The organism is Stenotrophomonas sp. YIM B06876, assembly GCF_030711595.1.
Classification (GTDB): domain Bacteria; phylum Pseudomonadota; class Gammaproteobacteria; order Xanthomonadales; family Xanthomonadaceae; genus Stenotrophomonas.
In genome coordinates this window covers 65145-87029 of record NZ_JAUJUJ010000002.1, presented here as the reverse complement: position 1 = coordinate 87029, position 21885 = coordinate 65145, and the positions used below count along the sequence as shown (strand labels likewise).

Genomic DNA, 21885 nt, shown 5'->3' with positions numbered 1-21885 from the left:
CAGCTCCAGTACTTCGCCCTTCTCCGCCCGGGAGAAGGGGGCACGCGGCGCCGGATGAGGGTGCGCCTGCGCGGGGTGTTTGCCGGAATGAGCCGCGGTCGCCCTCATCCGCCCCTTCGGGGCACCTTCTCCCGGAGGGAGAAGGGCAAAAACGGCGGTCATCACGCCACCTCCCTGGCAAACAGATCACGGGTATCGGCAACGCAGCCGTTCACCGCCGCCCACGCCGCGCTCATCGGCGAAGCCAGCAGCGTGCGCGAACCGGGACCCTGGCGGCCCTCGAAGTTGCGGTTGCTGGTGCTCACTGCCAGCTGGCCGGGAGCGACCAGGTCGCCGTTCATGGCGATACACATCGAGCAGCCCGGTTCGCGCCATTCGGCGCCGGCGGCGCGCACGATCTCATCGATGCCTTCGGCCTCGGCATCGCGCTTGACGATCTCCGAGCCCGGCACCACCAGCATGCGCACGCCCTCGGCGATGCGGCGGCCGCGCAGCACCTGCGCCACTTCGCGCATGTCGCCCAGCCGGCCATTGGTGCAGGAGCCGACGAACACCACGTCCACCGGCGTGCCGGCCAGCGTGTGGCCGGCTTCGAACTTCATGTAGTCCAGGCCCTTCTGCGCGGCGGCATCGTTGGCGGCCGGGATCGGCGCATCCACGGCGATCGCGGTGCCCGGGTGCGTGCCCCAGGTCAGGGTCGGGCGGATGTCGGCGGCATCGATCTGCACCTCCACATCGAAGCGCGCGCCTTCGTCGCTGGCCAGCGTTTTCCAGTGGGCGACGGCGGTGTCGAACTCGGCGCCCTTGGGCCCGCGCGGGGTCCTGGCAACCCAGTCGAAGGTGATCTGGTCCGGCGCCACCATGCCGGCACGGGCGCCGGCTTCGATCGACATGTTGCACAGGGTCATGCGCTGCTCCATGTCCATCGCGCGGATCGCCGCGCCGCGGAATTCCAGCACATGGCCGGTGCCGCCGTTGACGCCGATCACGCCGATGATGTGCAGCACCACGTCCTTGGCGCCCACGCCCGGGGCCAGTTCGCCATTGACGGTGATCGCCATGGTCCGGGCTTTGCGCTGCAGCAGGCACTGGGTGGCCAGCACGTGGCCGACTTCGCTGGTACCGATGCCGAAGGCCAGCGAGCCGAACGCGCCATGGGTCGAGGTGTGGCTGTCACCACAGACAATGGTCATGCCGGGCTGGGTGAAACCCTGTTCCGGAGCGATCACGTGGACGATGCCGCGGCTGGGCGAGGCCAGATCGAACAGCTCGATGCCGTACTCGGCGCAGTTGCGCGCCAGCATCTCCACCTGCGCCTCGGAAGCCTGGCTGGCGTACGGCAGCTTGCCGTCGGGGCCGGCCGGCAGGGTCGGCGTGGAGTGGTCCATCGTCGCCTTGGTGCGATCCGGGCGGCGCGGCTTCAGGCCGCGCTCGCGCAGCTCGGTGAACGCCTGCGGCGAGGTGACTTCGTGGATCAGGTGCAGGTCGATATACAGCACGGCCGGGGCGCTGTCGTTTTCAGGCACGACCACGTGGGCATCCCACAGCTTGTCGTACAGGGTTTTTGCATTGGAGCTCATCGGGTTCTTCCGTGGTTCTGGCGGCCGCACTCAGGCGGTGGCGACGTGTTCGTTTTCGATGTTGCCGCGCTGGCGCAGCAGGCGGTTGGCCACATCGAGCCAGGCCAGGGCACTGGCTTCGATGATGTCCTTGCTGGTGCCGGTGCCTTCATAGGCGCTGTCCTCGTAACGCACGCCCAGGTTGGCCTCGCCGCGCGCATCGGCGCCGACGCCGACGCTGTGCACGTGGTAGCTGTCCAGTGTCAGCTGTACCCCGGTGGCGGCGGCCAGCGCGGCGAACAGCGCATCGACTGGACCGTCACCCTGTGCGGTTTCGGCGACGCGGTTGCCCTCCGGGTCGGACAGCTCCACCAGCGCGTTGGCGCGGCTGCCGATATCGCTGATGGTCATCGACGCCAGGCGGTAGCCGTCGCTGGCCGGGCTTCCCAGCATCAGTGTCTGCAGGTCGGCATCGGTGATCACCCGCATCTCTTCGCACAGCGCCTTGAACTGCTTGAACACCAGCCTCAGTTCTTCCTCTTCCAGCCAGTAGCCCAGTGCCCGCAGGCGCGCATCGACCGCGGCGCGCCCGCTGTGGCGGCCCAGTACCATCTGCGAGGACTCCCAGCCCACGTCTTCCGGACGCATGATTTCGTAGGTGCCACGATGGCGCAGCATGCCGTGCTGGTGGATGCCCGACTCATGGGCGAAGGCGTTGGCGCCGACGATCGCCTTGTTGCGCTGCACCGGCATGCCGACCAGGCGCTGCAGCAGCTGCGAGGTCGGCACGATGCGGCGGGTGTCCAAGCCGCTGTCGAAGTTGTAGAAGGCATTGCGTACCTTCAGCACCATCGCGATTTCTTCCAGCGCGCAATTGCCGGCGCGCTCGCCGATGCCGTTGATCGAGCCTTCCACCTGGCGCGCGCCGCCCTCGATGGCGGCCAGCGAGTTGGCCACGGCCAGGCCCAGGTCGTTGTGGCAGTGGGCGCTGAAGATCACCGTGTCGGCGCCGGCGGCATTGCCGATCACGTGCTGGAACATCGCGCGGATCTCGTCGGGCGTGGTGAAGCCGACCGTGTCCGGCAAATTGATGGTGGTGGCACCGGCGGCGATGGCGACCTGAGTGACCTCAGTCAGGAAATCCAGTTCGGTGCGGGTGGCGTCTTCGGCCGAGAACTCGATGTCGTCCAGATAGCCGCGCGCCATCGTCACGTGCCTGTGCACGGACTCCAGTACCTGCTCCCTGTCCATGCGCAGCTTGTGCTCGCGATGCAGCGGGCTGGTGGACAGGAACACGTGCAGGCGCGGGCGTGCGGCCGCGTCCAGCGCCCTGACCGAGGTTTCGATATCGGCGGCCAGGCAGCGCGACAGCACCGCCAGCACCGGGTCACGCACCTCGCGGCCGATCAGCGCCATCGCTTCGCGGTCGGACTGCGAGCTGGCGGGGAAGCCGGTTTCGATCACGTCCACCCCCAGTTCGGCCAGGGCGCGGGCCATCACCAGCTTCTGTGGCGGGCTCATGCTGCAGCCGGGGGATTGCTCGCCGTCACGCAGGGTGGTGTCAAACATTCTGATTCGGGGGCAAACGGCAGTGGTCACCAGAGGATCTCCTCAACAACGGTAGCGGTGGCGGACAAGGGGGCGAGGGAAGCGGCGCGGAGCAGGGGGGCGGCCAGTTGGCTGCGAAGTCGTTCGGTGCTGCGGCGGCGCGGTTTGCGTGGGGCGCGCGGCCGCACTTCGGACAACAGCGTGGCCAGCACCGCGGCATCGATATTGCCGCCGGATACGACCGCGCATTTGCGCTTGCCGGCCACGCGGCGGCCCGCGGCCAGCGCCAGCGCACCGGCGCCCTCGGCGATGACGTGTTCTTCCAGCGCCAGTCGCACCAGGGTTTCGCGCAGTTCGGCTTCGCGCACGATGACCACGTCGTCGAGCAGGCTGGCGCACAGGCGGCGGGTGATGAAGCCGGGAATCTTGACCTTGACGCCGTCGGCCAAGGTGGGCAGCGGGTCGATGGCGCGGATGTCACCGCGGATCGCGCGGGCCATCGAATCCACACCCTCGACCTGGGCGCCGATGATGCGCACGCCCTGCGACTTCAGCGCAAGCGCCACACCGGAGGCCAGGCCGCCACCGCCGATCGGCACGATCACCACATCCGGCGCGTGCGGGGCGATCTCGATGCCCAGCGTGCCCTGGCCGGCGATCACGTCCGGATCATCGAAGGCGGACAGGAAGCGGTAGCCGTTCTGTCCTGCCAGCTCGCGGGCGAAGGCGTAGGCTTCGTCGTAGCTGGCGCCGTGCTGGCGCACGGTGGCGCCCCAGTGCTGGACACCGGCGATCTTGGTGGCCGGGGCGCCATGCGGCATCACCGTGATGGCCTGCACACCCAGGCGGTGCGAGGCCCAGGCCACGCCCTGGGCGTGGTTGCCGGCCGAAGCGCAGATCACCGGGCGTTCGTCACCACGCTCCAGCGCCGCCAGCATCGCGTTCAAGGCGCCGCGAACCTTGTAGGAACCGGTGCGCTGCAGGTTTTCCAGCTTCAGCCAGACCCCGAAACGCTCGGCATAGTGCAGCGGGGTAGGGATCAGGTAGCGGCGCAGCCGCGCCTGGGCCGCCAGTACATCGGCGACGCTGACGACTACGTCGCCTGGGTCCGGGTTCTGCGAGGTGGCGCGGCCGGAATCAGGCATCGGCGTGGCACGGTACGCCGCGGCGCGTGGCAAGGGCGAGCGCAGCGACAGCGCCGGCACCATGGCAGGCGCAGCGAAGAAGACGCCTCCGTGCCGGCACCTTGGCGGTGCGGGTCGAAACGGCCGCCATGACCGGGCTCATACGCACGCTCCGGCGCTGGCGGTGATGCGCACCGACTCGCAGTCGTAGACTTTTTCCAGCTGCCGGCACAGGGTTTCCGGTGGCCGATCGCCGTTGACCAGCAGCTGCAGGTGCCAGCGGCCGTCGTCATCGGCATTGGGCGCGCCGTGGATGGCGCACGGCGCGAAGCCACGGCGCTCGACCATGCCGATCACGCGCAGCAGTACGCCTTCCACGGGCTTCAGCACCAGCTCAAGCCGGTATTGCATGGGGGGTCTCCTGCGTGGGGTGGGCCGGGTTGCTGTCGAGCATGGTGCTGTTGGCGTTGTTGGGCGGCACCAGTGGCCAGACGTTGGCGCGGGCGTCGATGGCCACGTGCAGCAGTGCCGGACCGGACTGGTCGAGCAGCGCGGCCAGGCCGTCTTCGACCTCGCTGCGGCGGCTGATGCGCTGCGCCGGAATCCCGAACACCCGGGTCAGCGCGGCGAAATCCGGGTTGTCGGACAGGTCGATTTCGCTGTAGCGCTCGGCGAAGAACAGCTCCTGCCACTGCCGCACCATGCCCAGCGAGCTGTTGTCCAGCAGGATGATCTTCACCGGCAGCCGGCAGCGGGCGATGGTGGCCAGCTCCTGCACGTTCATCATGAAACTGCCGTCGCCGGACACCAGCACCACGGTGCGCTGCGGGCAGGCGAACTGCGCGCCCATCGCCGCCGGCAGGCCGAACCCCATCGTGCCCAGCGCACCGCTGGTCAGATGGTTGCGTGGATGGTTGAAGCGGCAATGCTGGGCGACCCACATCTGGTGCTGGCCGACGTCGCAGGCGATCACCGTGTCGGCCGGGGCCACCTCGCTCAAACGCTTGAGCAGCGCCGGGGCATACACGTGGTCGCCGGGCGCATCGTAGCGGGCGCTGAATTTCTCGCGGTTGGCCGCGCAGCGGGCGCGCCAGGCGTTGCAGTTGCCGCGGATCCCGGTGAGCTGTTGCAGGCCGGTGGCGACATTGCCGGGAATGGCGATATCGGCGCTGCGCAGTTTGGAGATCTCATAGGCGTCGGCATCCAGGTGGATGACGCGCGCGAACGGGGCGAACTCGGCCAGCTTGCCGGTGGCGCGGTCATCGAAGCGGGCGCCGACCACGATCAGCAGGTCGCTTTCCTGCACCGCCATGTTGGCCGCGCGGGTGCCGTGCATGCCGAGCATGCCCAGATACTGCGGATGGTTGGGTGGCAGTGCGCCCAGCCCGCGCAGGGTCAGCACGGTGGGAATGCCGGAGGTTTCGACAAAGCGGCGGAAATCCTCCACCGCCTCGGCCAGACCGATGCCGCCGCCGCCGTAGATGACGGGTTTCCCGGCGGCGGCGATCAATTCGATCGCTGCCGTCAGGCGTTCGGCCTCCGGTGCGGGCACCGGTTCGACCACCGCCGGCACATGGTCGGGCAGATGCGAGGCATCGGCCTGCTGCACATCCTTGGGCAGGTCGATCAGCACCGGCCCGGGCCGTCCTTCGCGGGCGATCCGGAACGCCTCGGCGACCACCTGCGGCAGGTCGTCCACGCTGCGCACCAGCCAGCTGTGTTTGACGATCGGCAGGGTCATGCCGAACACATCCAGCTCCTGGAACGCATCGGTACCCAGCAGCGGGGTAGCGACCTGGCCGGTCAGGCACACCATCGGGACCGAGTCGAGCATCGCATCGGCGATGCCGGTCACCAGGTTGGACGCACCGGGGCCGGAGGTGGCGACACAGACGCCGACCTTGCCACTGGCGCGGGCATAGCCGTTGGCGGCCAGCGCCGCGCCCTGCTCGTGGCGGACCAGGATGTGTTTGAGGGTGGAATCCACCAATGCGTCATAGAACGGCATGATGGTGCCGCCCGGGTAGCCGAACAGCGTTTCCACGCCTTCGGCCTCCAGGGCCTGCGTCAACCAGCGTGCGCCGTTGCGGGGCGCGCCGTGGGCGGAGGTGTTCATGCTGCGACCTTTGCGATAGCGGGTGGGGGAGCCGCGCGGTTACGCGTTCTGGGTTTGCAGCCAGACCATCTTGGCGCGCAGTTCCTTGCCCACCTTCTCGATCGGATGCTCCAGGTCGGCCTGCTTGAACTTGTTGTAGTTCGGCAGGCCGGCTTCGTATTCAGCCACCCAGTTCCTGGTGAAGGTGCCGTTCTGGATGTCGGTCAGCACATCCTTCATGCGCGCCTTGGTGCCGGCGTCGATCACCCGCGGACCGCTGACGTAGTCGCCGTACTGCGCGGTCTCCGAGACGAACTCGAGCATGCGGGTGATGCCGCCCTCGTAGAACAGGTCCACGATCAGCTTCAGTTCGTGCAGCACTTCGTAGTAGGCGATTTCCGGCTGGTAGCCGGCTTCGACCAGCGTCTCGAAACCGGCCTGCACCAGCGCCGAGGCACCACCGCACAGCACCGCCTGCTCGCCGAACAGATCGGTCTCGGTCTCTTCCTTGAACGTGGTCTTGATCAGGTTGGCGCGGGCGCCGCCCAGGCCGGCCGCGTAGGCCAGCGCGTAGTGCTCCGCCTTGCCGCTGCGGTCCTGGTGCACCGCCCAGATGCAGGGCACGCCGCGGCCGATCTCGTATTCGCGGCGCACCAGCGCGCCCGGCCCCTTCGGCGCGACCAGCACCACGTCCAGATCGTCGCGCGGGGCGATCATGCCGAAGTGCACGTTCAGGCCGTGCGCGAACAGCAGGCAGGCGCCGGGCTTCATGTTCGGCGCCAGCACGTCCTCGTACAGCTTCTTCTGCACCATGTCCGGGGTCAGCACGGCCACCAGGTCGGCGTCCTTGACCGCGTCGGCCGGCGGCTTGACGGTGAAGCCGTCGGCCTTGGCCTTGATCCCGGTCGGGCCGCCGGCACGCAGGCCGACGGTGACATCGAAGCCGGATTCGCGCAGGTTCAGCGCATGCGCGCGGCCCTGGCTGCCGTAACCGACAACGGCGACTTTGATCTGGGGCAGGTCGTGGGTGCTCATGGTGCGAAGTTCCTTGGCTGGGGAATAAAAAAACGGCCGACGGGTCAGGAACGCGTCGGCCGGATCGGAGGTGGGCACGGGCAAGCGCCGCCGCAGGGGTGGGCCGCGGGCGGTTGTGCGGGGTTTTCTTGCGGGTGGACGAAGGTGGGCATGGTTTCAGTTGAAATTGAGGCCTTAAACGAAAAACCCCGCGCCGGGGCCGGTGCGGGGTTTCTGTTCGAATCTGGCTGCTTTTTTCCTACGCGCCAACTCGCCCCACCCCTGGTGGTTCGGTAATAAGGACGAGTACGAGCAGCGCCGTCGCGGCGTTGGCCGGGGCCGGGTGCAGGTGTTCGGCGGTGGTGTGGCGGTGCAACATGGGTTGGAGATAAGCATCCGGCGGGCGCGGATGTCAACGCCTGCAGGTCCGGTCGGCGGCAGGCCGGCCGCAACCCCCGCCACCGCGGCATGGTTGCCGCTGCAACCTAATTGCAGATGGGCGACGTGGCGCTTCTATCGCCACGACTGCGCGGATGCCGGTGGATGGAAACCGCGTTGGTCACGGTGCCCCGCATGCGGTGACTGGATGCATTCGAGTGGACTCCACAGGCAGCCGGACAGCTGCGGCCACGGCCGGCCTGCCGGCTGTTTGCAAGGGGCTGTCGGCAGCAGCAACCGACCCGGGCCATCCGGCACTGCTGGCAAGCACGGCAACCGGCTATCGTGGCGCCGGTTTCCCTTCCCACCGGATGCACCATGTCACGTCTGCTGTTGCTCGCCTTGTCTTGTCTGACGGTTATGCCGGCCGCCGCCGCCGACCGCATCACCGGCCCCGGCTTTGCCACCCGCTCCGAGGTGATCGCCCCGCATGCGATGGCCGCGACCTCGCAGCCGCTGGCGACCCAGATCGCGCTGGAAGTAATGCAATCGGGGGGCTCGGCGATGGATGCGGCCATCGCCGCCAACGCCGCACTGGGCCTGATGGAGCCGACCGGCAATGGCGTTGGCGGTGATCTGTTCGCGATCGTGTGGGACCCGAAGACGCACAAGCTGTATGGCTACAACGGCTCGGGCCGTTCGCCGAAGTCACTGACCCTGGCCGAGTTCCAGCGTCGCGGGTTGAAGGAAATTCCCGCCACCGGCCCGTTGCCGGTGTCGGTGCCGGGGACGGTCGATGGCTGGTTCGCCCTGCACGAGCGCTTCGGCCGCAAGCCGATGGCCGACAACCTGGCACCGGCGATCCGCTATGCGCGCGAGGGCCATCCGGTGGCCGAGGTGATCGCGTATTACTGGGACCGCTCGGTGCCGAGGCTGTCGCCGTACCCGGGCTTCAAGGAACAGTTCACGATCGAGGGGCGTGCACCGCGCAAGGGCGAGATGTGGCGCAACCCGGGCCTGGCCGACACCCTGCAGAAGATTGCCGACGGCGGCCGCGATGCGTTCTACAAGGGCGATATCGCCCGCACCATCGACCGCTATTTCAAGGCCAATGGCGGGTATCTGAGTTACGAGGACATGGCCAGCCATCGCGGCGAGTGGGTGGAGCCGGTGAGCAGCAACTACCGTGGCTATGACGTGTGGGAGCTGCCGCCCAACAGCCAGGGCATCGCCGCGCTGCAGATCCTCAACATTCTGGAAGGCTACGATTTCTCCAAGATCCCGTTCGGTTCGCCCGAGCACGTGCACCTGTTTGTCGAAGCCAAGAAGCTGGCGTTTGCCGACCGCGCCCGGTTCTATGCCGACCCGGCGTTTTCACCGGCGCCGGTGCAGCGGCTGATCTCCAAAAGCTACGCCGCGCAGCGCCGCCAGCTGATCGCGATGGACAAGGCGTTGAAGCAGGTGCAGCCGGGTACGCCGAAACAGCTGCAGGAGGGCGACACGATCTATATGACCGTGGCCGATGCCGACGGCATGATGGTGTCGCTGATCCAGTCCAACTACCGCGGCATGGGCAGCGGCATGGCACCGCCGGGACTGGGCTTCATCCTGCAGGACCGCGGCGAGATGTTCGTGCTGCAGAAAAACCACCCCAACGGTTATGCCCCGGGCAAGCGCCCGTTCCAGACCATCATCCCGGCCTTCGTCACCAAGGACGGCAAGCCGTGGCTGAGCTTCGGGGTGATGGGCGGGGCGATGCAGCCGCAGGGTCACGCGCAGATCGTGATGAACCTGGTCGATTTCGGCATGAACCTGCAGGAAGCCGGAGACGCGCCGCGGATCCAGCACGACGGCTCGACCGAACCGACCGGGCAGGCCACGGCGATGAGCGATGGGGGCGAGCTCAACCTGGAAACCGGATTCCCCTACGAAACGGTGCGCGCGCTGATGCGCAAGGGCCACCGCGTGGTGTTTGCCGATGGCCCGTACGGTGGCTACCAGGCGATCCTGCGCGACCCGGACACCGGCGTGTATTACGGCGCCTCGGAAAGCCGCAAGGACGGCCAGGCCGCCGGGTATTGAGCCCATCGGGCAGAGCGTCCGGCGCGATGCTGGTCCCGTGGGAACCGGCGCATTGGCGGTGGCAGCATCCCGCCGCCGATGCGCCCGGCCGTCGCGCTCAGTCGCCGCGTGGCGACAGGGGGGCCGCGCCGGTGCTCTGCTCCTGCGCGGCCAGATCGCGCGCGATCCACTGGTCGATCAGGTGCCGCGCGCGTGCCGCTTTCCGCCGCTGCTTGTGGTATTCCACGTCCAGCACCCGGTACAGCGACACGATCACCAGCAGCATCAGCATCGCGAATGGCAGTGCGGCGATGGTGATCACTCCCTGCAGCGGATCCAGTCCGCCGGCCACGAGCAGGGTGCCGGCGATCAACGCCACCGCCACGCCCCAGACCACGCGCCGTGACAGCGGCGGATCGCCGGCCTCGTCGGTGGACATGCTGGCCAGTACCAGCACCGCCGAGTCGGCCGAGGTGACGAAGAAGATGATCAGCAGCACCAGCGCCATCACCGACAGCAGCATCGGCATCGGCAGACTGTCGAACATGGTGAACAGCACGGTTTCATAGCCGTTGCCCAGCGCGCTGACCAGATCGACATGGCCGAAAATCTGCGACCACAGTGCGGTGCCGCCAAATACCGAGAACCACAGGAAGCCCAGCACACTGGGCGCGATCACCACGCCCAGCACGAACTCGCGGATGCTGCGGCCGCGCGACACCCGGGCGATGAACGAACCCACGAACGGCGCCCAGGCAATCCACCACGCCCAGTAGAAGATGGTCCAGTCGGCCACCCAGGTGCTGCCCGAAAATGGCGACATGCGCAGGCTCATCGTGACCAGCTGGTTGAGATACGAGCCCAACGTGGTGGTGAACGTATCGAAGATGAAGCCGGTCGGGCCGAGCACCAGGATCAGCGCCAGCAGCACTGCGGCCAGACCCAGGTTGAAGTTGGACAGCCATTTGATGCCGCGGTGCACGCCGCTGGTGGTGGAGGCCATGTACAGCACGAACGCGCCGGCGATGATCGCCAGCTGCAACGTGAGCGACGAGCGCAGGCCGAAGATCCGCTCGATGCCGGCGGCGATCTGGATAGTGCCAAATCCGAGCGTGGTGGCCACGCCAATCGCGGTGGCCACCACGGCGGCGACATTGACCACCGCGCCGATCCAGCCGCGATGGTGGCGGCCGATTACCGGTTGCAGCAGGTCGCTGATCAGCCCGCGGCCGTTGCGGTTGAACTGGAACCACGCCATCGCCAGGCCGATCAACGCATAGATCGCCCACGGATGCAGGCCCCAGTGGAAGAACGCATAGCGCATCGAGGCACGCGCCGCTTCCATGCTTTGTGGGGGCAGGCCTTCAGGTGGGGTGACGAAATGCGAGATCGGTTCCGCCGCGCCCCAGAACACCAGGCCGATCCCCATGCCGGCGGCGAACAGCATCGACATCCAGCTGGTATTGGAGAACTCCGGCTCGGCATCCTCGCCGCCGATGCGCAGCGTGGCGAAGCGGCCGAACGCCAGGTACATGAGGAACGACAAGGTGATGAACACCACCAGCAGATAGATCCAGCCGGTGTTCTTGATGACCTGCGCCAGCCCGCTCTGGACCACGTTGTTGAAGGGACCCGGCGCAAGGCCGGCTGCCAGCACCAGCAGGGCGAGCAGTGCGATGGAAATTCGGAACACCATGCTGGAGTTTCTCCGATCGGATGAAGGAAAAGAGGGGGGTGATCTCCAGCGGTAAAACGGCAACTGGCACAGATCAATCCGGTAGGCACCGGGTGGCGCGGATTCACGGCCAATACAGGCGGCAGAAGAGTAAGCGGTGCGATGTATTCGCCCCGTCATGGGGGCGCGGATTGACGCGTGGGGTTGCCACACTCCCTTCGGGTGCGGTTACTGCCGGCGCAGCGGCGTTTCGCAACGGGTGAAAGCGCGCGCATTGACGCGATGATCCACAGCGGCATGTTAGCGTTTTGCCCTCCCTGTGCTGCGGAGAGTTGTCATGAAGACCGGCAGATTGCTGTTCCGCCTGGCGTCGCTTTCACTGCTGTGCCTGCTGGCGGCCTGCGCGAGCACGCCGCAGGTCCGCGTCCAGGCCGATCCGGCCGCAGAGTTCAACCGTTACCGCAGCTTCGCGTTCTATTCGCCGCTGGCGGTCGAGCATCATGGTTACAGCACCATCACCAGCAACCGGATCAAAGCGGCGGTGCGCGCCCAGATGGAGTCGCGCGGCTACGTGTTCGCGGCGGCCGATCCGGACCTGTGGGTGAATCTCAACGCCTACCTGCAGGAGGTGACCCGCGTCATCAATCTGCCGGAAGTGGATTACGACTATTACTACAGCTATCGCGCCCGCTCCTATGTGGCACTGCCATATTGGCGAGACCGTACCGATGTGCGGCAGTACACCGAGGGCACCTTGAACGTGGATCTGGTGGATGTGCGGCAGAACCGGCTGGTGTGGGAGGGCGTTGCGGTGGGCAGCGTGGCGCGGATGGATCCGGAGCAGCGGGGGCGCAAAATCGACGAGGCGGTGGCCGCGATTTTCGCCAGGTTTCCCTACCGCGCCGGGCAGACCGCGCCTTGACCAGAGGCGTCATGCCTAGCCCGCTGCCGCCATCTGCATGAGCCGGCGGCCGCTGCTCAAGGGGCTGGCCCTGGCCCGCCGCCATCCTTCCGCCTGGCTGCTGGCCGTACAGCTGCTGGGGGTGTTGCTGTATCCGGCAATGGAGGAAGCCGCTGCGGGGCGCGCCCTGTTCGGCGCGTTCGGCATTGTGGTGCTGGCACTGGCCGTGTGGGTGGTGCGCCGGAGCCCTTCGGTGATGTGGCTGGCACTGCTGCTGGCCGTTCCGGCGGTGGCGCTGTCGGTGGCCGGTGCGGTGTGGACCCTGCCCGCGGTGACCACCACCGGGCAGTTGCTGGAAAGCCTGCTGTACTTCTATACCGCCGGCAGCCTGATCGCCTACATGCTGCAGGACCATACCGTGACCCGTGACGAGTTGTTCGCCGCCGGCGCCACCTTCACCTTGCTGGCATGGGCGTTCGCGTTCGCCTATTCGGTTTGCCAGCAGTGGTTTCCGGGGAGTTTCCTGGCCGCCAGTGAAGGCGATTTCCGCAGCTGGGTCGAGCTGCTTTATCTCAGCTTCAGTTTGTTGTCGGGGGTTGGACTCAGCGATGTGCTTCCGGTGCATCCGCAAGCGCGCGGATTGGTGATGATCGAGCAGTTTTCAGGCGTCATGTATGTGGCGCTGGTGGTATCGCGACTGGTCGGGATGACCATCTACAAGGCTCAAAAAACCTGAACGCCAGATAAAAAAATCGCGCCCGAAGGCGCGAATCATGCAGCAATTTATATAATTTCGTCGGCGAGAGAGAGCCTGATGTCGCACCACGCGGCAGCGCGGTTAACAATGCATAGGCTAATATCCGCCGCCATTGGAACTTTTACTTTTTGTGCTGACGCCTTTTGCGGATTCTGGCGGTTGGTCTGCGGCAACCCCGCAAACGAATGAAGACACAGGCAGTGTCCCTCGGCATTCAGTCTTCTGAGTGGCATGATCGATAACGATAACGAAGCGCCGACACCCGACAGGATAATGATCGGCGACTGCACCGTGGTGCTGTCTTCCCGTGAGGTATATGCCCCAGGTGCGCGTCGCCCCCGCCGGCTCACGCCCAAGGCCGCCGGCGTGTTGCAGGTGCTGGCCCGCAATGCGGGCAGCGTGGTCACCCGCGACGAACTGCTCGATGAAGTCTGGCCCGACACGCTGCCCACCAACGATGTGCTGACCCAGGCGATCACCCAGCTGCGCAAGGCGTTTTCGTCCGGAGCGGACGATCAGGCAGGCATGGCCTACATCGAGACCATCGCCAAAACCGGCTATCGGCTGCTGGTGCCGGTCAGTGGCGAACCGGCCTCGCTGGGCGCCGGGCCGCTGCCGGAAGACATTGCTGTGGCTGAAACGGCCGGGCGGGAAGCGGCCCCTGCACCGCGGCAACCCGCTGCCAGCCGCTCGCGGTGGCGGCGCCAGCTGCGCCGCCATGTGCTGCTGGCGATCGGCCTGCTGTTGCTGGCCAGCTGCACGGTGATGGCGTTCCTGCTGTGGCAGCGTCCAGCCGCCTCGCCGGTGGATGCGGTGATCGAGGGGGGAACGCGGGTCATCGGCAGTCCGGAGCGGCCGTACCGGCTGATCACCGCCAGCGAAGGCTTCGAAACCTATCCGGCGGTGTCGCCCGATGGCGCACTGGTGGCCTATGCCAGCGAGTCGGATGGCCACTCCACCTTGATGCTGCAGGCGGCGGGCAACTCCTCGCCGCGCGCGCTGCTGCCCACGCCGGCCGGATACTCCGACCGGTTTGCCGCCTGGTCGCCGGACGGGCGCGAGATCGCCTTCGCCCGCTTCGGTCCACAGGGCAGTTGCGAAGTCCTGATCATCGGCGCCACCGGTGGCAATACCCGTCGCGCGACCGGATGCGAGGGCGCGGACATGCTCAGTTTCGACTGGACACCCGACGGCCGCGGCCTGCTGTTCGGTTCGATGGGCGGTACCGCGGCCAGCCGTGGCATCCGCCGTCTGGATCTGCAGTCGGGGCGCTGGCAGGACATCGCCTACGAGATTGGCAGCGATGATTTCGACTACGCGCCCCGCTATTCGCCCGACGGCCGCTGGATCGCGTTTGTGCGCAACCCGCAGGTCGGCGATCTGTGGGTGATGCCCGCCGCCGGCGGTGCCGCCCGCCGGCTGACCGACGATGCCGCCGAGATCCGCGGCTGGAGCTGGCTTTCCGACAGCCGTCGCATCGTCTTCGGCCGGCGCATCGACAGCGAAGCGCGTCTGTACCGGGTGGATGTGCGTACCCGCACCCTGCATGACCTGGGGCTGGATGATGCGCAGAGTCCGTCGGTGGCACGCAAGGGCAACACGCTGGCCTTCATGCACCGGCGGCCGCAGTTCGGCCTGTTCAAGATTCCACTGGGCGCCGCGGCCGGTCCCCCGCAGCGGCTGTATCCGTCCTCCGGCCGCGACGGACAGCCGATGGTGTCCCCGGATGGGCGGCAGCTGGCCTTCACTTCCGACCGGTCCGGAATCCATGCGCTGTGGTGGGCGGAGCTGGATCAGCCGCATACGCTGCGGCTGATCGAGGGGCTGCGCCCGGAAGCCCGGCAGCCGCCGGACTGGTCGGGGGACAGCCGTCGATTGCTGGTGACCGGACGCGACGAGTCGGGGCTGGCCGGCATCTACGAGGTCGTTCCCGAGCAGGGCCACTGGACCCGACTGCCGGTGCCGCTCGGCCAGCCGCTGCAGGCGTTGTATGGCGATGACCCGCAGCGGATCTATCTGATCGAACGCGATGGCAGTGAGGACGGTCGCATGTGGTTGTCGCTGTTCGACCGTTCCACCACGCCGTGGCGGCGCCTGGGCCAGATTGAAGGGGTTTCGCAGGCGCACTACGACCATGCCGGCAAGCGCCTGCTGTTCACCCGGCTGGCCGAGGGCGGCTTGTGGGAGGTCGATGCCGCGCTGTCCCGCACCAGCATCCGGCACGTCAGCGTGGAACTGCCGACCCGCTGGCGCTATCGCACCTGGACGGTGACTGCGCGCGGGGCGGTGGAATATCTGCACATCGGCTCGGGCTGCGCGACGATGCTGAGCCGGATCGAAGGCCCCGCCGAGAGCCGCTGCCTGGCCTCCACGCAGTACGGTTCCAGCAACGGCTTCAGCGCAGCGCCCGATGGCCAGGCGGTCTATGCGGCCCTGCCGGTGGCCGACGGCACCGATATCGGCCTGATGGAGCTGCCCGAGAGCGCGCCGGGCCCGCTGCTGGGCGTGGCCAAGTGGTTGCCGCTGTTGAAAAAAAGACCATCGTGATTCTTTCGGATCAGCCTCGTGGCGAATTCGGATGTTTGTCGTGAAGCCGTCCTGACACCAGCGGCCACAGTTGGCAAAACCATCGGCCATTGATGGCAAACAGATGGTGTGCGGTATGCAGCAGGTGTCATGGGTCGACCGGGGTCAGGCGGTTTCTTTCGACAAACAGGTCGATGACGTGCCGCGTCCCCGCTGCGTCGGCGTGGCCCGGTTGGGCAGTCTGCAGTCGTCGGGGACCTCGTTCACGGTGTGGATGCAGTTGCGTGGCAGTGCATGGGTGGAGGCCAAGGAGGGCAAGTTCCGCCTGCGCCAGCTCGAGTGGATCGCCTTCGAGAAGGAATCGCGGCCGCTGATCCAGGCCGGCCGCGATGGCCTGTGCATCGCCGTGAGCCTGGATGCCGAAGCGCTGCGGGCACTCGGCGCGCTGGCCGATTGCAGCCTGTATGCCGGCCGTGGACGCATGACCCGCCACGAAGCGCGTCTGGCGTTGCGGCTGTGGCGCGAGGCCAAAGCCGGCCAGGCGGGCGTGTTCGCATTGCGGCCGCTGCTGCTGCATCTGGCTTCGCTGCAGCGCGAGCTGTCGGACGGCATCCAGCGCTGTCCGGGGCGTTCGCGCAGCCGCAAGCGCCAGGTGTTCGGGCGGATGCAGCGGGCGCGCATGTACCTGGAGGGAAACAGCCACCGCGTGGTGCGCATTGGCGAGCTGGCCGAGCTGACCAACTTCTCCAGCTGGTACCTGTCCAAGACCTTCCAGACCCTGTACCAAGAAAGCCCGCAGTCGTTGTCGGCGCGCCTGCGGCTGGAGCGCGCGGCGATGCTGCTGCGCGATACCGGCATGATGATCGGCGAAGTGGCCTCGGCCAGCGGGTTCGACAATTGCTGCAGTTTCGCCCGTGCCTTCCGCGCCCGTTTCGGCACCTCGGCCACGCGCTATCGCCATGCCGTCGAAACCCTGCCGCCAGATTCGGCAAAGTCTACGAACCCATCGCGCAAATCAATCGCCTCAGTGTGAACGTAACGTTCAGTGGTGTTTAACACGCCACTAACGTAACTGGAGAGATTGATGAATTTTCGTACTCCCGCAGTGCGGTTGGGCTTGCTGCCCGCCGGTATCGCAATTGCGCTGACGCCGGCTGTCGCTTTCGCACAGGCCGCCCCGGCGTCCGGTGCGACCGAACTGGACCGCATCCAGGTTACCGGCTCGCGTATCCGCGGCGCCGACATGGAAACCCAGCAGCCGGTCATCACCCTGACCCGCGAAGCGCTGGAGAAGCAGGGCTTCACCAGTGTTGCCGACGTGCTGCAGAACCTGACCTCGGCCGGCTCGCCGGCCATCTCGCGTTCCGAGCCGCTGGCCTCGGGCGAGAACGTGGGTGGCTACTACGTCGATATCCGCAACCTCGGCGCGCAGCGCACGCTGGTACTGATGAATGGCAAGCGCCTGGGCGCCACCACCGCCGGCCTGCAGGATCTGAGCCAGATCCCGATGGGCGCGGTTGAGCGCATCGAGATCCTGAAGGACGGCGCGTCGGCCATCTACGGTTCGGACGCCATTGCCGCCGTGGTCAACGTGATCACCCGCAAGCGTTTCGACGGGGCCGAAGCCAGCGTCTATGTCGGCCAGTACGGCGAAGGCGACGGCGACATCAACCAGTATTCCTTCACCCTGGGCTCGGAAGGCGAGCGCGGCGGCATCACCATGTCGGCCGAGTACTACAAGGCCAACCCGGTGTGGGCGAAGGATCGCAGCTTCAGCGCCTCCGGCAGCGCCGGCCCGAACTATCCGGGCGCCGGTTTCAGCACCATCAATGAAAAGGGTTCGTTCTGCGACCCGTGCAGCACGCCGGGCATCAAGGAAGGCCAGCCGGGCTATGTCGCTCCGGCCGATGTGAAGTGGTACACGCTGAAGGACGGTGGGAATCCGGCCAACCGCGCCGACTACCGCCTGCAGACCGGCGCCGACTCCGTCAATGCCAACGAGCAGATGATGGTGTCCACCGGTATCGAGCGCAAGTCGCTGTACGTCAACGGCAACTACGACTTCACCGACGCGATCACCCTGAACACGGATGTGATCTACAACGAGCGCACCACCAACCAGCAGATCGCCGGCTATCCGTACCAGTCGGCTTCCTTTGGAACGCCGATGGCGGGTGACAGCGCGTTCAACCCGAATCCCGGCCAGGAGACCACGTTCCGTCGTCGTCTGTGGGAAATGCCGCGCACCACCGAAAGCAAGCTGAAGACCCTGCGCTTTGCGCCGAGCCTGGAAGGCTACTTCGACTTCGCCGGCAAGACCTGGGATTGGGACGTCGGCGCGCTGTGGAACCGCAACGAAATCACCAAGACCGGCCGTGGCGACATAAGCCTGATTGCCGCCGAGCAGGCCCTGGGGACTTCGTTCATCAACGCCAATGGCGTGGCCCAGTGCGGTACCGCGGCCAAGCCGGTTGCGCTGTCCGATTGCCGTCCGTGGAACCCGTTGCTGCCGTATGGCGTGGCTGGCCCGGGCTCGCTGGCGGATGCGGCGACGCAGGAATTCCTGTTCCCGACCTTCACCAACACCGGCACCACCAAGACCACCAGCTTCACCGCCAACATCGCAGGTTCGATCGTGACCCTGCCGGCCGGTGATCTGGGCGTGGCGATGGGCGTGGAGCACCGTGAAGAGCAGGGCCGCTATGTTCCCGATGCGTTCGCGCAGTCGGGCCAGAGCACCGGCCTGGGGTCCACCACCACGTCCGGCAAGTACGACCTGGACGAGGTCTACCTGGAGCTGAACGTTCCGGTGCTGGCCGACATGCCGTTCGCCAAGGAACTGAGCTTCAACGTTGCCAGCCGTTACTCGGACTACAGCAATTTCGGTGACACGCTGAACTCCAAGTTCGGTTTCGTATGGCGCCCGATGGGTGAACTGCTGGTTCGCGGTACCTACGCCCAGGGCTTCCGTGCGCCGACGATCGACGATCTGTACGGCGGCATCAACAGCAGCTTCGAGCGTTACACCGATCCCTGCGGCATCGATGCCACCAACAGCGTCAACGGCAATGCCGCCTGTACCGCTGCCGGCGTTGCGCCGGGTTACGTGCAGCTGGGCCAGGGCCTGATTCCGTGCGACTCCTACCCGTGCGCCACGCCGGACCAGTTCATCTCCGGTTCCAACCCGAACCTGAAGCCGGAAACCTCCACCAGCAAGACCGTGGGTATGGTGTGGAGCCCGCGTTGGGTGCAGGGTCTGGACATCTCGCTGGATTGGTACCGTTACGAGATCAAGGACATGATCATCGGTGACAGTGTCGACCGCATCCTGCGTGACTGCTATGTGCTGGGCGACGCAAGCCGCTGCGCCGGCATCACCCGCGCCTCGGATGGCCACATCAGCAGCATGACCTACGGCCTGGCCAATCTCGGTCAGATGGAAACCGAAGGTTACGACCTGGGCATCAAGTACCGTCTGCCGGAAATGGCGATCGGCAACTTCGCCATCGACTGGCAGACCAGCTACCTGGCCAGCTACGACGAGCAGGGCCAGAACAGCGCCGGTGACAACATCACCATCGGTCGCGTCGGCGAGGCCGGCCTGTTCCGCGTTCGCTCGAACATGGGCGTCACCTGGGCAATGGGCGACTTCGGTGTTTCCTACATGGCCCGTTACTACTCGGGTATGAAGGAAAGCTGCATCGCCGGTCGTCCCTGCACGCAGCCGGACCACATCGCCAATGGCGAGCGTGATGCCCTGCGCAAGGTCGGGTCCAACACGTTCCATGATCTGCAGGTCAACTGGCAGGCCCCGTGGGATGCGACGATCGCGGTGGGTGCGAACAACGTGTTCAACCACCAGGGTCCGATCATGTTCACCCAGCCGAACTCGAACTTCCCGTACTACGGTGGTTTCGACATCGGTCGTTTCATCTACATGAAGTACACCCAGCGCTTCTGATCCACTGAAGCACGCTGACGCAAGCCAAGAGGGCGGACCGCAAGGTCCGCCCTTTTCTGTGGTGGCGACGAACAGGTGCGCCACTTCACATCGCGCCGATGGCGCGGCGCGATCACGCACGCCGCGTACCCCACAGCACGGCAGCGGCTATGCCGGATGTGGCACTACCCAAGGCGGCAGAAGGGGCGGGCGCATGCAGCCGCGCCCGGACACACTGACACTGGGCGCACTGTGCGGCCCGGCTTGTGGCGGTTTCGAAAGGCAGCCGCCGGAGCCGGCAGCTACACGGGCAGGCTTACGCGTCTGCGGGCAGCGTGATCAGGTCATTGGCGCTGTTGCGCCAGCCGTCGAGCTTGGCGGCGACGCCGACGCGCGCCAGGTACTGCTCGTCGACCGGCAGGCCGCTGGCCAGCGCGGTGGCCACGTGGACCGCGCCGGTGACCCAGAAACTGCGGATGTTGGAGCGCTGCGGCTGCAGGTGGAACGCGACGGCTTCGATGATCGGCATCGGCAGCCCCCACAGGCCCAGCAGATAGGCGCCGGCCTCGGCGTGTCCGGGACGGTCGTCGCCTTCCTCGGCAGGATCATGCTCGTTGCGCACCCCCGGCAGCAGCAGGCCGATATCGGCCAGCAGGGCGGCGGTGGCACCGAGCTGCGCGCTGGATTCGGGCAGCATCTTCGCGGCCAGGCGCGAGGCGGTCAGCGCCCGCGCCTGCAGCGCGTTGCGCTCGGTAGTGGACAGCGACTGGGCCGAAAACACTTCGCTGGCCAATACCAGGTCGCGCAGCGTGGCCAGGCCCAGGCGGGTGACGGCGCCGCGCAGATCGGAGATGGCGCGGCCGTTGTTGAAAAAGGCCGAGTTGGACAGCTGCAGTACCTTGGCGGCGATCGCCGGGTCGGCAGCGACCAGCTTGGCGATATCCTCGGTGCTGCTGTCGTCATCCTCTTCCAGCGCATGCATCAGGCTCAGATACAGGTGCGGCGGCGAGGGCAGCTTTTCGATACGCCCGATCGACGAGCGCAGGCGTGGGCTGTCGAGCAGCTCGCGCAGTTCTTCCAGGCTGGTCAGCGCTTCCAGCAGCACTTCCGGCGCCAGCGGCAGCGGCAGGAAACGGTGGGCCATGCCGATGATGCGTGCCGACGGCGGACGATGGCTGGCGTTGGCATCGATCAGCGCGATGCGGATGGTTTCCGGGCGCAGCGTGCGCATCTGCCCGAGCAGGGTAGCCGCGGTCAGGTCCGGCAACACCGGGGCCACGATCACCGCGTCGATACTGGATGTGGCCACGGCTGAGATGGCGGCGTTGCCGTCGGGCACGGTCTGCACCTGCCATTCCTCGCCAAGATCACCAATGTAATCACTCAGTTCAGCCGGCAGGCTGGCCTCGTCACCGACAAGCAGAATACGCAAGACACTTCCCCAAAAAGAACGCGCGGCCTGAACCGGTCAGCCCGGATAACCGACCGCTTAATGTAGCGAAACCGCAGTGCAGGGTCATGCCTGCCGGAAGTAAAACGTGACGCCGGTCGCTGGCGACAGCTCCCGTGGGGGCTGCCGCTGCGTCGCTGGCACTCAGGCCAGTGTGGCCAGATAGGCCTGGTTGGCGTCGACCAGGATGCGCTTGGCTTCCGCCGCGCCGCCCCAGCCTTCCAGCTTGACCCACTTGCCCTTCTCCAGATCCTTGTAGTGCTCGAAGAAGTGGCCGATACGCTCGAGCCAGTGGCTGGACACCTGGTCGATATCCTCGACATGGGCATAGCCACTGAAGATCTTGGCCACCGGCACGGCGAGGATCTTCTCGTCGCTGCCCGCCTCGTCACTCATCTTCAGCACGCCCACCGGCCGGCACCGGACCACGCAACCGGGAATCAGCGGCAGCGGCAGCACCACCAGCACGTCGGCCGGATCGCCATCGCCGCACAGGGTGTTGGGCACATAGCCGTAGTTGCAGGGGTAGCGCATCGGGGTGGAAAGGATGCGGTCGACGAAGATCGCGCCACTGTCCTTGTCCACTTCGTACTTCACCGGCTCGGAATCCTTGGGGATCTCGATGATGACGTTGATTTCTTCCGGCGGGTTCTTGCCGGGAGAGACGAGTTCCAGACCCATGCGCTGCTCCGAATAATGATGCGGGAAAGGGCACCATTCTACGCGCAGGAGTATTGCGGCGCACCAAAGCGGGGCCGCGGGTCAAGCCCTGTGCTGTCCCGCCATGGCCCGCCCGCCTCGCCGAGGGCGGGAGCGTCCGTGGGGGCGCGGCGGTCCGGGGTGGGGCTGCCGCGCCG

General features: G+C 66.6%; 15 protein-coding genes. 6 read left to right on the top strand and 9 right to left on the bottom strand.

Going from position 1 to position 21885, the window contains the following annotated elements; all coding sequences use genetic code 11:
* Positions 1-161 precede the first annotated feature (161 nt).
* The 6 genes from leuC to ilvC all read right to left on the bottom strand — a co-directional run bounded on the left by leuC (position 162) and on the right by ilvC (position 7361).
* On the bottom strand, positions 162-1580 hold the full coding sequence (gene leuC / locus QZH66_RS01540; protein ID WP_305804183.1) for a 3-isopropylmalate dehydratase large subunit: 1419 nt from the start codon (positions 1578-1580) through the stop codon (positions 162-164).
* Positions 1581-1610: 30 nt separating this feature from the next.
* Positions 1611-3128: a 2-isopropylmalate synthase gene (locus QZH66_RS01535; protein ID WP_305804182.1), complete on the bottom strand. Its 1518-nt coding sequence runs from the start codon at positions 3126-3128 to the stop codon at positions 1611-1613.
* 26 nt (positions 3129-3154) lie between these two features.
* Positions 3155-4252, bottom strand: coding sequence for a threonine dehydratase (locus QZH66_RS01530; protein ID WP_305804181.1), 1098 nt, complete (start codon positions 4250-4252; stop codon positions 3155-3157).
* Positions 4253-4390: 138 nt separating this feature from the next.
* Positions 4391-4642: an ACT domain-containing protein gene (locus QZH66_RS01525; RefSeq protein ID WP_305804180.1), complete on the bottom strand. Its 252-nt coding sequence runs from the start codon at positions 4640-4642 to the stop codon at positions 4391-4393.
* Positions 4626-6347, bottom strand: a complete 1722-nt coding sequence (ilvG, locus tag QZH66_RS01520; RefSeq protein WP_305804179.1) for an acetolactate synthase 2 catalytic subunit — start codon at positions 6345-6347, stop codon at positions 4626-4628. Before ilvG ends, QZH66_RS01525 begins: the two co-directional genes overlap by 17 nt.
* A 39-nt stretch (positions 6348-6386) precedes the next feature.
* Positions 6387-7361: a ketol-acid reductoisomerase gene (gene ilvC / locus QZH66_RS01515; RefSeq protein ID WP_305804178.1), complete on the bottom strand. Its 975-nt coding sequence runs from the start codon at positions 7359-7361 to the stop codon at positions 6387-6389.
* Between the two features lie 735 nt (positions 7362-8096).
* On the opposite strand from ilvC, the gene ggt reads away from it, so the two are divergent.
* Positions 8097-9800: a gamma-glutamyltransferase gene (gene ggt / locus QZH66_RS01510; RefSeq protein ID WP_305804177.1), complete on the top strand. Its 1704-nt coding sequence runs from the start codon at positions 8097-8099 to the stop codon at positions 9798-9800.
* A 97-nt stretch (positions 9801-9897) separates the two neighbouring features.
* On the opposite strand, the gene QZH66_RS01505 is transcribed toward ggt, so the two are convergent.
* A complete protein-coding gene (locus tag QZH66_RS01505) occupies positions 9898-11475 on the bottom strand; it encodes a BCCT family transporter (protein ID WP_305804176.1) in 1578 nt (525 codons plus the stop codon).
* Positions 11476-11791: 316 nt separating this feature from the next.
* On the opposite strand from QZH66_RS01505, the gene QZH66_RS01500 reads away from it, so the two are divergent.
* The 5 genes from QZH66_RS01500 to QZH66_RS01480 all read left to right on the top strand — a co-directional run bounded on the left by QZH66_RS01500 (position 11792) and on the right by QZH66_RS01480 (position 19599).
* Positions 11792-12376 carry a DUF4136 domain-containing protein gene (locus QZH66_RS01500; RefSeq protein WP_305804175.1) on the top strand — a complete coding sequence of 195 codons (585 nt, stop codon included), beginning with the start codon at positions 11792-11794 and terminating at the stop codon, positions 12374-12376.
* A 37-nt stretch (positions 12377-12413) separates the two neighbouring features.
* Positions 12414-13091 carry an ion channel gene (locus QZH66_RS01495; RefSeq protein WP_305804174.1) on the top strand — a complete coding sequence of 226 codons (678 nt, stop codon included), beginning with the start codon at positions 12414-12416 and terminating at the stop codon, positions 13089-13091.
* A 252-nt stretch (positions 13092-13343) separates the two neighbouring features.
* Positions 13344-15659 (top strand): winged helix-turn-helix domain-containing protein, encoded by a 2316-nt coding sequence (locus QZH66_RS01490; protein WP_305804173.1) that lies wholly within the window; start codon positions 13344-13346, stop codon positions 15657-15659.
* 115 nt (positions 15660-15774) lie between these two features.
* The gene (locus tag QZH66_RS01485; RefSeq protein ID WP_305804171.1) at positions 15775-16671 is read left to right on the top strand and encodes a helix-turn-helix transcriptional regulator; all 897 of its coding nucleotides are present in this window, start codon (positions 15775-15777) and stop codon (positions 16669-16671) included.
* A gap of 51 nt (positions 16672-16722) precedes the next feature.
* Complete coding sequence (locus QZH66_RS01480) at positions 16723-19599, top strand: TonB-dependent receptor (protein ID WP_305804170.1); 2877 nt, start codon at positions 16723-16725, stop codon at positions 19597-19599.
* A gap of 295 nt (positions 19600-19894) precedes the next feature.
* On the opposite strand, the gene QZH66_RS01475 is transcribed toward QZH66_RS01480, so the two are convergent.
* Entirely contained in the window at positions 19895-21010 is a 1116-nt protein-coding gene (locus QZH66_RS01475; RefSeq protein ID WP_305804169.1) for an HDOD domain-containing protein, read from the bottom strand.
* A 162-nt stretch (positions 21011-21172) separates the two neighbouring features.
* On the bottom strand, positions 21173-21709 hold the full coding sequence (ppa, locus tag QZH66_RS01470) for an inorganic diphosphatase (RefSeq protein ID WP_305804168.1): 537 nt from the start codon (positions 21707-21709) through the stop codon (positions 21173-21175).
* Between the last annotated feature and the right edge of the window lie 176 nt (positions 21710-21885).